Annotated in this window: 14 protein-coding genes; 6 read left to right on the top strand and 8 right to left on the bottom strand. The window is 71.0% G+C overall.

The features are described 5' to 3' along the window. A partial coding sequence (locus VS93_RS31985) for a hypothetical protein (RefSeq protein WP_236700646.1) occupies window positions 1–437 on the bottom strand: 437 nt, incomplete at its 3' end. Between VS93_RS31985 and VS93_RS29820 the strand changes: the two genes are divergently transcribed. Further along, a complete protein-coding gene (locus tag VS93_RS29820; RefSeq protein WP_052745903.1) occupies window positions 429–1,088 on the top strand; it encodes an OsmC family protein in 660 nt (219 codons plus the stop codon). The two genes, VS93_RS31985 and VS93_RS29820, sit on opposite strands and share 9 nt — an antisense overlap. Before the next feature lie 135 nt (window positions 1,089–1,223). On the opposite strand, the gene VS93_RS33110 is transcribed toward VS93_RS29820, so the two are convergent. The 3 genes from VS93_RS33110 to VS93_RS20940 all read right to left on the bottom strand — a co-directional run bounded on the left by VS93_RS33110 (window position 1,224) and on the right by VS93_RS20940 (window position 3,859). Next, entirely contained in the window at window positions 1,224–1,652 is a 429-nt protein-coding gene (locus tag VS93_RS33110) for a stealth conserved region 3 domain-containing protein (protein ID WP_338022774.1), read from the bottom strand. A 167-nt stretch (window positions 1,653–1,819) separates the two neighbouring features. After that, window positions 1,820–2,980, bottom strand: a complete 1,161-nt coding sequence (locus tag VS93_RS20935; protein WP_338022775.1) for a stealth family protein — start codon at window positions 2,978–2,980, stop codon at window positions 1,820–1,822. Between the two features lie 441 nt (window positions 2,981–3,421). After that, the gene (locus tag VS93_RS20940) at window positions 3,422–3,859 is read right to left on the bottom strand and encodes an ATP-binding response regulator (RefSeq protein WP_052745904.1); all 438 of its coding nucleotides are present in this window, start codon (window positions 3,857–3,859) and stop codon (window positions 3,422–3,424) included. A 222-nt stretch (window positions 3,860–4,081) separates the two neighbouring features. Here VS93_RS20940 and VS93_RS20945 point away from each other — a divergent pair, with 222 nt between their 5' ends. The 4 genes from VS93_RS20945 to VS93_RS20960 are packed head-to-tail and all read left to right on the top strand — an operon-like array spanning window position 4,082 to window position 7,670. Continuing rightward, entirely contained in the window at window positions 4,082–4,585 is a 504-nt protein-coding gene (locus VS93_RS20945) for a hypothetical protein (protein WP_046471621.1), read from the top strand. Further along, entirely contained in the window at window positions 4,582–5,727 is a 1,146-nt protein-coding gene (locus tag VS93_RS20950) for a peptidoglycan-binding protein (protein WP_052745906.1), read from the top strand. The genes VS93_RS20945 and VS93_RS20950 overlap by 4 nt, the downstream gene beginning before the upstream one ends. Then, window positions 5,724–6,452, top strand: coding sequence for an ABC transporter ATP-binding protein (locus tag VS93_RS20955; protein WP_046471603.1), 729 nt, complete (start codon window positions 5,724–5,726; stop codon window positions 6,450–6,452). The genes VS93_RS20950 and VS93_RS20955 overlap by 4 nt, the downstream gene beginning before the upstream one ends. 36 nt (window positions 6,453–6,488) lie before the next feature. Further along, a complete protein-coding gene (locus VS93_RS20960) occupies window positions 6,489–7,670 on the top strand; it encodes an ABC transporter permease (protein ID WP_046471604.1) in 1,182 nt (393 codons plus the stop codon). Between the two features lie 48 nt (window positions 7,671–7,718). Here the strand turns inward: VS93_RS20960 and VS93_RS20965 are convergent, their stop codons facing one another. Genes VS93_RS20965 through VS93_RS20980 form a run of 4 tightly spaced genes read right to left on the bottom strand, consistent with a single transcriptional unit; the run spans window position 7,719 to window position 11,546 of the window. After that, window positions 7,719–8,174: a MaoC family dehydratase gene (locus tag VS93_RS20965; RefSeq protein WP_046471605.1), complete on the bottom strand. Its 456-nt coding sequence runs from the start codon at window positions 8,172–8,174 to the stop codon at window positions 7,719–7,721. Window positions 8,175–8,214: 40 nt separating this feature from the next. Then, on the bottom strand, window positions 8,215–9,738 hold the full coding sequence (locus VS93_RS20970) for an acyl-CoA synthetase (protein ID WP_046471606.1): 1,524 nt from the start codon (window positions 9,736–9,738) through the stop codon (window positions 8,215–8,217). Between the two features lie 12 nt (window positions 9,739–9,750). Next, a complete protein-coding gene (locus VS93_RS20975; RefSeq protein ID WP_275451699.1) occupies window positions 9,751–10,638 on the bottom strand; it encodes an amidohydrolase family protein in 888 nt (295 codons plus the stop codon). Continuing rightward, the gene (locus VS93_RS20980) at window positions 10,635–11,546 is read right to left on the bottom strand and encodes an SDR family NAD(P)-dependent oxidoreductase (protein ID WP_046471607.1); all 912 of its coding nucleotides are present in this window, start codon (window positions 11,544–11,546) and stop codon (window positions 10,635–10,637) included. Before VS93_RS20980 ends, VS93_RS20975 begins: the two co-directional genes overlap by 4 nt. A gap of 193 nt (window positions 11,547–11,739) precedes the next feature. Here VS93_RS20980 and VS93_RS20985 point away from each other — a divergent pair, with 193 nt between their 5' ends. Beyond that, window positions 11,740–12,654 (top strand): PaaX family transcriptional regulator, encoded by a 915-nt coding sequence (locus VS93_RS20985; RefSeq protein ID WP_082127074.1) that lies wholly within the window; start codon window positions 11,740–11,742, stop codon window positions 12,652–12,654. The last annotated feature ends 47 nt before the right edge of the window (window positions 12,655–12,701 follow it).

Below are 12,701 nucleotides of genomic sequence, written 5' to 3' on the forward strand. Positions count from 1 at the left end.
CTGACGCGGCCGCGCGGATCGCCCGCGGCCTCGCCGGCCGCGGTATCGCCGTGCTCAGCTTCGGCTTCGCCGGGCCGAGCGGCCCCGGCGGCGCCCCCCGGTGTCGGCGATCTCGTACGGGCCGCCGAGCACCTGCGCGAAACCCTCGCGCCGCCGTCGGCCCTGATCGGCCACTCGCTGGGTGGTGCCGCCGTACTGGCGGCCGCGGAGCGGGTATCCGGTGTCCGGGCGGTCGTCACGATCGGGGCGCCGGCCGATTCGGACCGCGTGCGCGAGCTGCTCGAAGCAGACCCCGAGGCGACCGGGACCACGGGAAAAGCGAGGTACGGCTCGCGGGGCGGCCCTTCGCGATCAGCCGGCGGTTCCTCGCCGACATCGCCGAACGGCTGCAGCGCCGGCGGATCGCCGCCCTGGGAGCCCCGCTGCTGGTGCTGCACTCCCCGCAGGACGAGACCATCGGCGTCGAGAGCGCCCGGGCGATCTACGAGGCGGCCCGCGACGCAGCCTCGTTCGTGGCCGTCGACGGGGCGGACCACCTGCTGACCCGCAGTCAGGACAGCGGCTACGTCGCCGACATCGTCGCCGCGTGGGCCGGGCGCTCCCTCGCCGCCCCTGAAGCCTCCGACCGCTCCTCACCCGGCGAAGCGGACGGGCCGCGGGCCACGGTCGTCACCGAGGCCGGCGGGAACGGCTACGCCCAGCACATCACGATCGGGCCGCACACGCTCGTCGCGGACGAACCCGCCTCCGCCGGCGGCACGGACATCGGACCCGCCCCCTACGATCTGCTGCTGGCGGCGCTCGGGGCGTGCACGTCGATGACGCTGCGGATGTACGCGCAGCGCAAGGGGTGGCCGCTGCGCAATGCCACGGTCACGCTGCGGCACAGCCGCATCCACGCTGAGGACTGCGAGCACTGCGAGACCGAGGAGGGCCGGATCGACCACATCCGGCGCGAGATCAGCATCGAGGGCGACCTCGACGACGACCAGCGCGCCGCGCTCATGGAGATCGCCGACAAGTGCCCCGTCCACCGGACGCTGCACTCCGAGGTCGTCGTCGAGAGCCACCCCGCCGTCGGCGGGTGAGCCCGGTGTCCCGGCGGCTCCGCGCGGCGTTCGCCGACCTCTGCTGATCACCCGCGGCACCGCGTCGCCGTCGGCCCGCAGCGGTTCCTCGGGGACCGGCAGGTTCCTTCGGTGGCAGCGCGAGCGGCCGGCCGTTCACCGCGGCGACTTCTCCCAGGGGGAGGGGAACGGGAAGTGCTCCTCAAGGAAGTCGCGGACCATGCGGTCGATCTCTTCTCTGCGCTCGGGCGGGGTGTCCACGTCGTTGAGGCAGAAGTAGTCGTGGCCGCGCTCGGAGGCGAGCTCTGCCAAGCGCTCTTGTGCGTCGGGCGCCGCGACGTCCACATAGCGCAGGCGGTACTCGCCCGGGACGGCGCGGCCCGTGAGCAGCGCGTGGTGATGGTGCAGCGTCGTCGCCATCGCGATGTCCCCGGTGGAGCGGAACCGGGAGGCCGCGGTCGCCTCCACGTGCGCGGCGAACTTCTTCTCCAGTTCGGCCATGGTCTCGCGGATCTGGGGGTGCGGGGTGTGCTTGGCCTTGTTCGTGATGAACCGGTCGTGCTCCCGCTCCAGCAGCGCGCGCACGTTCTTCCCCGCCGAGTTGGGTGCGGGCTCTTGCGGGTGCGGCTCTCCCAGACCGATCTGGAACGGAGAGAAGGGGAGTTTCGCGATTCCGTTGGCGTGGAAGAAGTCCTCGGCGGCGGCGGGGCGCCCGAAGAAGACGTCGTCGTTGAGGTAGAGGTAGCGCTCGCTCAGCCGGTGATGTGGTGCAGCTGCGTCTCGATGGCGTGTGAGTTGAACACCGGCAGGACGTCTGTGTCGCTGAACACGTCGCGGTGGTCGATCACGCTGACGCCGTCGGCGGAGCTGTCCAGCCACGGCGGCGTCTGCCTGTCGGTGACGATGTAGATGTTCCGGACGAAGGGCGCGTAGGCGTGTACCGACCGCAGCGAGTACTTGAGCTCGTCGCGGCTGGTGTAGCGGGAGGCGCCGGTCTCCCGCTCGGCGATGCGCGCCGCTCGGCTTCGGTGGCGCGCCCGCTCGGCCGCCAGTTCGGGGTCGTCGCCGTCCATCCAGGTATAGACGACGTCGATGGGGAAGTCGACCTGGTCCACGCGCGGGCGGGTGAACGGTTCGAAGGTGGGGTGGCGGCGGCCCGCGACGACCGCGGCGGCGGGCACGCGCTGGTCGGCGGGGAGCACGTCGGCGACCCTGTTGCGGCGCGGCGCCACCCAGGAGCGGGCCAGGACGTCCTCGGGCACCTGAACGCGCAGGCGGGCGTACTTGTCCGCGTAGGCGGGGTCGTCCAGGAACTTGTCGCCGTCGCGCCAGAACTCCACGTCGCAGCCGTGCTCCAGGCCCGCCAGCAGCCGTCCCGAGGGGCCGAGGAGGTAGCGCGCGAACCGGATGACGCCGGCCTTCTTCACCTCCTCGGGCAGCGCGCCCTCGGCGTACAGCGCCGGACTCGCTTCGAGGGTTCCGCCGGATGCGGGCTTTGCCGCGTATACGGCACTGTCGCGGTACAGCTCGCGCATGGCGTTCAGGAACGTCTTCTTGTCGGCCCGGCGTATCCCCACCACGTGGCGGGTGCGCGACCTGCCGGGAACGAGGAAGTAGTCCACGCCCGCGCGCACCGCCGCCTCGGTGACCAGGTCCAGGTTGGCGGCCGAAGCCTCCCGTGTGGTGAAGGCCTCCGCCCGCAGGCCGATCAGTCCCTGCCCGTCGGGGCCGTCGAAGGGGCGCAGGCGGTCGTCGGAGGCCAGCAGCGACTCCCTGCGCCGGGCGATCCGCTCGGCGTGCCGCCGCGCTTCGGCGGCCTCCCGCTCCCGGTGCCGCTGCTCCGTTCGGCGCGCCCGCACGGCCGGCGGCAGGAGGCGTTCCCCGGCTTGCCTGATGCGTATTGCTGCGCCCATTTTCGCTGTCCTTCCGGAGGGGGAACGGGGGAACGCCTCGTCGTTTCGCCTGTGGCCCGCATTCCGGGCATGCCTTTGTGGCCTGCGTTTAAGCGACCTGGTGGACGCTACAAGCGAAAGGTGGAGTGGACATAACGGTAATAACGATACGAATTATTCTGTGATCGAGGCTGACCACAGGCTTCTCGGGAAAGTCCTGATCAACCTGGGTGAACTCTCGAATTTGCACACAAAACGTCACAATCGGTCAGGAAAGATTCTTGTGTGATCTATATCACCGATTGCGTCGATGACGAGGGGTGCATATATTTATCCACGCTTTATGCGTCGGTCGACAGTTTCTGATCGCCGCTCCGGCCGCCGCCGAGTCGGCAGATCCCTCGTCGACCGAGAAAGAGCAGGCCCGCGCTTGGGCCGGTGGGGTCACGGCGCCGGGGCAGGTCATCGCCTGGCGGCGGGCTCTCCGCTGTGGTGCGGGAGGCGGAGGGTGACGACCAGTCCGCCACCGTCGCGGGGCGCGGCGGTGATCGTGCCGTTGTGGGCCGTGGTGATCGATCGGGCGATCGACAGACCCAGGCCGCTGCCCGCCTTCTCACGGTGCAGCCGGGCGTCGCTGCCCCGGTGGAACGGTTCGAACAGCCGCTCGGCACCGACCACCTTCGGGCCGCTGTTACTCACCCGCAGCACCGAATCGCCGCCTAGCACCGCTAACGTGACCTCCACCTCGCCGCCGGGATGGTTGTAGCGGATCGCGTTGTCGGTCAGGTTCCGGGCGAGTTGCTCCAGCAGCTCGGGGGCGATGTCCACGGCCATGCCCTCACCGCGCAGCCCTTCGGCGACCGTCTGCGCGAGTGACGGCTCGTCTTCCACGATCAGCACTCGCACTCCGTCCTCCAAACGTTCGGCAGCACCCGTGCATGGTGGCGCGTCCACGATTACCGGTCCCCGGTTAGCCGGGGGTTAGGGACCGCTTAGAGGAGCGCTTCGTCGCAGATCGCCCCTGCTAACCACGGCGTAACCGGACGGGTGCTCGTATGAGGGGCGTTCCGGAAAGGTCCGGAATACCCGATGGAGGAAGCACGGAAAGCGAGCGACACGATCATGCGAACGACCGCGGGATATGCGGTGGCCGCGCTCCTGAGCGGAGTGATGCTGGCGGGCTGCGGCCCGCAGAGCGGTGACGGCGGCGCTTCGGCCAGTGGGAGCGACACCGGCTCGGACAAGGAGTTCGAGGACGGACTCCTGGAGTTCACCCAGTGCATGCGGGACAACGGAGTGGACATGCCCGATCCCGAGGGCAACGGGGCGGTACCCGCGCTGCCCGCCCCCCAGGACGGCGGTTCCGGTCCTGAGAGCAAGGCCCTGCGGGAGTGCGAGGAGCTCCTCCCCGTCGACGAGAACGCGCCTTCGGAGGAGGAACTGCACGAGCGGAACCTCGAAATGGCCCAGTGCCTGCGTGAGGAAGGCCTGGACATCGACGACCCCAAGAAGGGCGAGGGCCTTGGGATCCCGGTCGAGGAAGGCGACGAAGTGACGAAGATGGTGCAGCGATGCCAGGAGGAGACGGGAAACGAGCCCGACGCGGTCGGTGAGAAGGCGCAGTGAGCATCCAGGACAGCGAGGACGTGACCGAGCCACGGCCCGACCCGGAGGAGGTGGCGCCCGCGCCGGGCCGTCCCGGGGCCCGGTTTGTCGTCGCGCTGCTCCTCAGCCTGCTGCTACTCGCGATCGCCGCCATGGCCTGGGTGCTCACCCGGGGCGCGGCCCGCGAGGAACCGGACGCCGCTGACATGCCGGAGGCCACGGCCGAGGTCGAGCGCACGACACTGGAGGAGCACATGACGATGAGCGGCACCCTCGGCTACGGCAGTGGTGCCACCGTGTTCGCGGGAGCCGACGGCGTCCTCACCCGGCTGCCGAAGCAGGGTGAGGACGTGGCGCCGGGGGAGGCGCTCTACGAGGTGGACGGGCGACCGGTGGTGCTGCTGCGCGGCGAGCGCCCCGCCTACCGCGTCCTCGAAGCGGGCGTGACGGGCACGGACGTGCGCCAGTTCGAGCAGGCGCTCAGTGAGCTCGGCTACACCGGGTTCACGGTGGACGACGAATACACCGCGCTGACGGCCGCCGCCGTGGAGCGCTGGCAGGGCGACATCGGTGTGCCGCGGACGGGCGAGGTCGAGCCGGCCGGTGTGTGGTTCGCCAAGAGGAAGGTCCGGGTCGCGGAGCTGGAGGCCAAGGTCGGCCAGCGCGTGGCGCCCTCCGTCCCGATCCTGAATACCGGCTCGACCGGGCGGGTCGTCCGGGTGGAGGTGGAAGTGGCCGACCGCGCTCTGGTGGAGGAGGGCGGCGAGGTCGAGGTGGCCCTTCCCGGAGACGAGCGGGTGAAGGGCGAGGTGACGTCGATCGGGGCCGTGGCGAAGGAGCCGGACGACAGGGGCGGCACCGGCGGGGACGGTGGCGGGGAGCCGACCGTGGACGTCACGATCAGCCTGGACAGCGGCGCGGAAACCGGTGACCTCGACCAGGCGCCCGTGGACGTGTCATTCCGGAGCGCACGGAAGGAGGACGTGCTGGCCGTGCCCGTCAGCGCGCTGATCGCACTGCCGGGAGGCGGATACGGGGTCTCCGTGGTCGACGGCGAGACCGCGCGCGACGTCCCGGTGGAGACGGGGATGTTCGCCGACGGCAAGGTCGAGATCACCGAAGGCGACGTCGACGAGGGAACGACGGTGGTGGTGCCGGCATGACCGCGACCGTCGTCTCCCGCCCTCAGCACACACCGCCGGCCGCCGAGCTGGACGGGGTGGCGCGGCACTACCCCGGCGGGGTTCGGGCCCTGGACGGGGTGAGCATGCGTATCGGCGCGGGCGAACTGGTGGGCATCGTCGGCCCGTCGGGGTCGGGCAAGTCCACACTGCTCAACCTGCTCGGTACGCTCGACGCGCCCACCGAGGGCAGCGTCCGCATCGCGGGCCACGATGTCGGCGCGCTCAGCGACAACGGCCGGTCCGCGCTGCGCGCGCAGGGGATCGGATTCGTGTTCCAGCAGTTCCACCTGGCCGCGAATGTCACCGCGCTGGACAACGTCGCCGACGGTGTGCTCTACACGGGCCTGCCGGTCCGGCGGCGGCGCGAACAGGCCGCCGCCGCGTTGCGCAGGGTCGGGTTGGCCGACCGGGCCGGGCACCGCCCGCACGAGCTCTCGGGCGGGCAGCAGCAGCGGATCGCCATCGCCAGGGCCGTGGTCGGTGATCCCGCTCTGATCCTCGCCGACGAACCCACCGGCGCCCTGGACACCGCGTCGGGCGAGGCCGTCATCCGGCTGCTGCGCGGCCTGCACGCCGCCGGGGCCGCGGTCGTCGTCATCACGCACGACCGCGAGGTGGCGGCGGGGCTGCCCCGGCGGATCCACGTCCAGGACGGCCGGATCGCCGCCGACGAGCGGCCCGCACACACCGGGGCAGGGTCGTGATCCGGGGGCGGGGGTGTCTCCCGCGCTCCGGTCCCGGTGCGGCTGTCAGCGGCGGACCTGCTGCGCACGGGGGCGAGCGGGCTGCGCGCCCGACCCCTTCGCGTGGTGCTGTCGGCGCTGGGGATCGCCATCGGCATCGCGGCGATGGTCGCGGTCGTCGGCATCTCCACGTCGAGCAGGGCTGAGCTGGACGCGCGCATCGCCCGGCTCGGCACCAACCTCGTCACCGCGGCCCCGGACGACTCGCTGTTCGGTGGGAAGGCGAAGCTGCCGCAAGGGGCCGCGGCACGCGCGGAGCACATCGACGGTGTACGGCGGGCCTCCGAGGTCGCGCAGGTCACCGGTGTCTCCGTGTACCGCAGCGACCGCATCCCCGAAGAGGAGTCGGGCGGGATCACCACCTACGCCGCGGACCTCGGTCTGCTCGAAACGCTGCGGGTACGCATGGCGGAGGGCGAGTGGCTGAACGCGGCGACATCGGAGTACCCGGCGGTGGTCCTCGGGGCGAAAGCCGCCGAGCAGCTCGGCGTTGACCGGGTCGGGCCGGACACCCGGGTGCTGGTCGGCGATGAGTACCACAGCGCCGTCGGAGTACTCGCTCCCGCCGAGTTGGCGCCGGAACTGGATCGCGCGGTCCTGGTGGGGTGGGACGCGGCGAGCGACCGGCTCGCCATGGACGGCCACCCGACCACCGTCTACGTACGCGCCGACCCCGAGCGGATGTCCGGCGTGCGCGACCTGCTCGGCCGCACTCTCAACCCGCAGCGTCCGCACGAGGTGAAGGTATCGCGGCCCTCTGACGCGCTGCAGGCGCAGGAGGCCGTGGACCAGACGTTCATCGGGCTGCTGCTGGGACTCGGCGGGGTGGCGCTGCTGGTGGGCGGCGTGGGCGTGGCGAACACGATGGTCATCTCGGTGCTGGAGCGCCGCAGTGAGATCGGCCTGCGCCGCGCGCTTGGCGCGACACGGGGGCAGATCCGGGGGCAGTTCCTGGTGGAGGCGATGGCGCTGTCGGCACTGGGCGGTGTCTCGGGCACGGTTCTGGGCGCGCTGGTCACCGCGGGATACGCGCTGTCACAGGGCTGGCTGGTCGCGATACCCCCGTGGGCGCTCGTGGGCGGTGCCGGGGATCCCGTGCCCATCGGCGCGCTCGCCGGTCTCCTCCCCGCGGTGCGCGCGGCCCGGACCTCCCCTACGCGGGCCCTTAGGGCGGGGTGAGCGCCGGGCCGCGGTCTCCGGCCGGAGAGGTCGCTGCGCTGCCGCCGCTCACGCCAGGTAGCGGTACACCGCCTGGGCGACGCAGGCGGGCTTGTCGGCCCCTTCGAGCTCGATGGTTCCGTCAACGAGTACCTGCACGCCGTTGGGGACGTCGGTGATCTCGCCGAGGGTGGCGGCCAGCCGGATCCGGGAGCCGACCGGGACCGGAGCGAGGAAACGCACCTTGTTCAGTCCGTAATTGATGGACATGCCGATTCCCTCGATCCTGAGCACCTCGGTGAACAACGGGATGATCAGCGACAGGGTCAGGTAGCCGTGTGCGATCGGCGCGCCGAAAGGGCCCTGCCCGGCGCGTTCGGGATCGACGTGGATCCACTGGTGGTCGCCGGTGGCGTCGGCGAAGGTGTCGATGCGTTCCTGGTCGACCTCCAGCCAGGAGCTGCGGCCGAGATCCCTGCCGGCGGCGTCGCGGAGCCCGTCGAGCCCGTGAACGGTGATGGCCATGGTCTCCTCCGAAGCGGGAACAAAGGATCGGGGCGGGTGGTCAGGGAGTGCCGTAGGTCTGGCGCAGCCGGGTTTTGAGCAGCTTCCCGGAGGCGTTGCGGGGGAGGGCGTCGGTGAAGAGCACCGACGTGGGGATCTTGTACCGGGCGAGCCGTTCGCGGCAGTGAGCGATCAGCTCCTCCGGTGTGACCCGGGCCCCGGGCCGCGCCACCACGATCGCCCGGCCGGTCTCGCCCCATTTCGCGTCGGCAACACCGATCACGGCGCATTCGGCGACGCCGGGGTGATCGTAGAGGGCGTTCTCCACCTCGGCGGGGTAGACGTTCTCCCCACCGGAGATGATCATGTCCTTCACCCGGTCGACGACGTAGACGTAGCCTTCGTCGTCGACCTTGGCGACGTCCCCCGTGCGGAACCACCCGTCATTGGTGAACGCCGCGGCGGTGTCGCCGGGCCGCCCCCAGTAGCCGCTCATGACGTTCGGGCCGGCGACGGCGATCTCCCCTGGTTCGCCCGGGTCGGTATCGCTCAGGTCGGGGCGGACCACCCGGACGTCGGTGAAGAAGCTCGACTTGCCGGCCGAGCCCGCCTTGCGCACGCTGTCGGCGGCGCCGAGGAAGAGAGCACCCGGGGCGGTCTCGGTCATGCCGTAGCCCTGGAGGAAGGTCAGACCGCGTTCCTGATAGGTCGCGATCGTGGTTTCCGGGACCGGTGCGCCGCCGGCCTCCAGCACCCGCAGGGACGACAGGTCGGCCTGGTCCCACCGCGGTGAGGCGGCCAGCGCGTTGAACATCGCGGGAACGCCGAACATCCAGGTGATCCGGTGCGTCGAGAACAGGTCGATGGTGGCTTCGGCGTCGAACCCGCGGGTGATCACCACCCGTCCGCCCTTGAGCAGGGTGGGCAGGCAGGTCATGTTCAGCGCGGCGGCGTGGAAGAGCGGGGCGCTGACCAGCGTCACCTCGTCAGCGGTCAGATCCACCTCGACGAGGACGTTGACGCAGTTCCATGTGATGTTGCCATGGGTGAGAACGGCCCCTTTGGGGCGGCCCGTGGTGCCCGATGTGTACATGATCATGCAGGTGTCGTCGAGGCGGACCGATTCGTCGATCGGGTCCTCGCCGGCGCCCGCGATCAGCTCCTCGTAGCCGGAGGCGCCGTCCGCGGAACCGGCCACGGCGATGAACTTCCGCAGAACGGTGCGTGGGCGCAGCGCCTCGGCGGTTTCGGCGTGCTCCGCGCCGTAGACGAGTGCGCTCGCCCCGCAGTCGTCGACGATGTAGTCGAGTTCGGGCGCGGTGAGCCTGGTGTTGAGCGGTACGAACACCGCGCCGATGGTCCCGGCGGCGAACAGCGTCTCCACCAGCGAAGGGTGGTTGGTCCCCAGGTAGGCGATCCGGTCGCCCGCACGCACGCCGAGATCCCGCAGGGCGTGTGCCAGCCGCAGGACGCGCTGCCGCAGCTGCGCGTAGCTGAACGCGCGGTCGTCGTGGACGACGGCGACCCGGTCCGGTGCCATCCGCGCGCGGCGGACGGGCCAGGAGCCGATTCCCTCGTTGCGCATCGGTATCCCGCCTTACTCGGGGCCCTTCGCCAGCCCGAGGAGCCGGGCCGCGTTGTCCTTGAGGATCTTCGGGCGGACCTCGGGCTTGATGTCGAGCTTGTCGAACGAGGCCAGCCAGCGGTCCGGTGAGATGACCGGATAGTCGGAGCCGAACAGCACCTTGTCCTGAAGCAGGGTGTTGGCGTAGCGGACGAGCTGGGCGGGGAAGTACCGGGGCGACCAGCCGGACAGGTCGATGTGCACCCGGGGCTTGTGCGTGGCGATCGACAACGCCTCGTCCTGCCACGGGAACGAGGGATGGGCGAGGACGATCGGCATGTCCGGGAAGTCCGCCGCCACGTCGTCCACGTAGAGCGGGTTGGAGTACTTCAGCCGGATGCCCCCGCCCCCGGGCGCGCCCGCGCCGATCCCGGTCTGGCCGGTGTGGAACAGCGCGATCGCGCCGAGTTCGGCCAGCGTCTCGTACAGCACGTAGACCGATCGTTCGTTGGGATAGAACTCCTGCAGGTTGGGATGGAACTTGAACCCCTTGACCCCGAGTTCCTCGACCAACCGCCGCGCGCGCCGCGCGCCGAACTTCCCCTTGGCCGGGTCGATGCTCGCGAAGGGGATGAGCACATCGGAGTGCTCGGCCGCGGCCTCGGCCACCTCCTCACTGGGAACGGCCGGATGTCCGGTGGTGGACTCGGTGTCCACCGGGAACACCACGCAGGCCATGCTCCGTTCGCGGTAGTACGCGGCGATCTCGGGCAGGGTGGGCTTACGCTCGCCCTCGACCCCGAAATAGGCGCTGGACGCCTCGTGCAGCTCCTCGTCGAGGGAGACCGTGCCGTTCCGGGACACCTCGGCGTGGGTGTGCACGTCGATGGCGACGACGCTGTCGAGGTCGATGCCGTTCACCGGGTGCCGCCTTCCGGCGCCGGGACGCCGACGCTCTCCGGGGCCCGTCCCACCGTGGAGGCCCAAGCCGCTGCGACGTCGTCGGCGCTCCAGCCGCCGTCGCGGTAGGCGACGGCGGTCTCCTTCGGGTGCGACCACAGCGACAGCCGGTCCCCGCCGACACCGATGCACTGCCCCGTCACTTCCGCGGCGCTGTCCGAGGCCAGGAAGGTGACCAGTCCGGCGGCGTCCGCGGGCATCCCGAACCCCTCGGTTTTGCGCATCCAGTCCGGGAGAGGGGCGCCGTGCTCCCGCGCGGCCTCGACGTGCGGTGCGAACGCGGGAACGGTGGCGGTCATGGCGGTCGCGGCGACCGGGATGACGGCGTTGACGGTGATCCCGGCCTTGGCGCACTCCATGGACCAGGTGCGCGCCATGGCGGCGATCCCGGCCTTGGCGGCGGAGTAGTTGGTCTGGCCGAAGTTGCCGCGCTGGCCGGCGGGTGAGCCGATCATGACCAGCCGGCCGCCCTCGCCGCGCTCGCGCATGTGGGTCACAGCGGCGCGGGCGCAGGTGAACGTGCCCCGTAGGTGGACGTCGATGACAGCGTCGAACTCCTCGTCGGTCATCTTCCAGAGGACGCGGTCGCGCAGGATTCCCGCGTTGGTGACCAGGATGTCCAGCTTGCCGAAGCGGTTCACCGCCCGATCGACCAGCCGCCGGGCCACCTCGGACGATCCGACGGCCGCCGCCTCGGCGATGGCGCTCCCGCCGTCGGTTGTGATGCGCTCGGCCGACTCTTCGGCCGCGGCCTCCTCGGTGTCGTTCACCACGACCGCTGCGCCCGCGCGGGCCAGGTCCCGTGCATAGGCCAGGCCGAGCCCGCGGCCGGCCCCCGTCACCAGAGCGACCTTTCCCGACAGCTCCATGGAAATCTCCGCTCGTCCTGCTTCCGGTGATCGGCGCCGGCCGCTCCGGCGCATCGCGGGTGGGTGACCTGGGTCACTCGCCCGCGCCGCTCCAGAATTTAGGCGTTTTCTCGACTGCCGTCAATAACTTGCCTAATATTGATCGTGAAGAGGGTCGGAGGCCGCACTACTGTGGGCGGTGGAAGGAGAGCGCATGACGGAAGAGGGGCACGGGCGGGGCACGGTGGAGGAATCGCCGGACGCTGCCCTGAAGGCGCGTCCGCAGTCGCTGATGCTCACCTTCCTCGGCACCTTCGTGCTGAGGCGCGACATCTGCGTGTTCTCCGGCAGCTACATCGATGTCTTCGCCCGGCTCGGCGTCTCCGAGCAGGCCGTGCGCTCTACTCTGAGCCGCATGGCCCGCCGCGGCCTCCTCAGCCGCCGGCGCCGCGGCCGCCGCGTCTACTTCGGGCTGACCCCCCACAGTGCGGAGATCCTCGCCGACGGGGAGCGGCGCATCTGGGAGACCGGCGTCCTCAACCTCGACGGCGACGCCCCCTGGACCCTGCTGGCGTTCTCGCTGCCGGAGGCATGGCAGCGCCTGCGGCACGACCTGCGATCCCGTCTGGTGTGGGCGGGCTTCGGGCCGCTGCAGAGCGGGCTGTGGGTCGCGCCGTCGCGGGTGGACGTCACCGGCATCATCACCGAGCTCGGGCTCGACGCCCACGTCCGGGTCTTCCGCGCCCGGCTGGGTCCTCCCACCGAGACCGCGCAGATCATCGCGGACGCCTACGACCTCGACGATCTGCGCGCCCGCTACACCAGCTTCCTGGAGCGCTGGGATGTACCGCATCCCGTACCCGAAGCGCCTGATGACCTCGCGCGGCTGCTCCTGCTGATGACCGAGTGGCTGCGGATCGTGCGCGCCGACCCCCGGCTTCCGCTGGCGCACCTGCCGGAGAACTGGCCGGCGGTGCGGGCGCAGAAGATCGTCCAGGAACTGCACGCCGATTACCTCGGCCCCGCCCGCAAGATCGCCGACGAGATCCTCGACGTCATCCCGGCCGATCCGGCCTCTGCGGCGACGGTGCGGCCGGATGCCGGGGGCGGCCCCGACCCGGCCGGCTGACACGGCGGGGCGGACGCGCTCCGTCCGCTCAAATGCCGGGGGTGCCG

Source organism: Allosalinactinospora lopnorensis (assembly GCF_000981225.1).
Lineage (GTDB): Bacteria > Actinomycetota > Actinomycetes > Streptosporangiales > Streptosporangiaceae > Allosalinactinospora > Allosalinactinospora lopnorensis.

Coding starts and splice junctions, on each gene's coding strand:
- VS93_RS20935 (WP_338022775.1), bottom strand. CDS start 2,980: ATGGGCGCAGCAATACGCATCAGGCAAGCCGGGGAACGCCTCCTGCCG.
- VS93_RS20945 (WP_046471621.1), top strand. CDS start 4,082: ATGCGAACGACCGCGGGATATGCGGTGGCCGCGCTCCTGAGCGGAGTG.
- VS93_RS20955 (WP_046471603.1), top strand. CDS start 5,724: ATGACCGCGACCGTCGTCTCCCGCCCTCAGCACACACCGCCGGCCGCC.
- VS93_RS20965 (WP_046471605.1), bottom strand. CDS start 8,174: ATGGCCATCACCGTTCACGGGCTCGACGGGCTCCGCGACGCCGCCGGC.
- VS93_RS20970 (WP_046471606.1), bottom strand. CDS start 9,738: ATGCGCAACGAGGGAATCGGCTCCTGGCCCGTCCGCCGCGCGCGGATG.
- VS93_RS20980 (WP_046471607.1), bottom strand. CDS start 11,546: ATGGAGCTGTCGGGAAAGGTCGCTCTGGTGACGGGGGCCGGCCGCGGG.
- VS93_RS20985 (WP_082127074.1), top strand. CDS start 11,740: ATGACGGAAGAGGGGCACGGGCGGGGCACGGTGGAGGAATCGCCGGAC.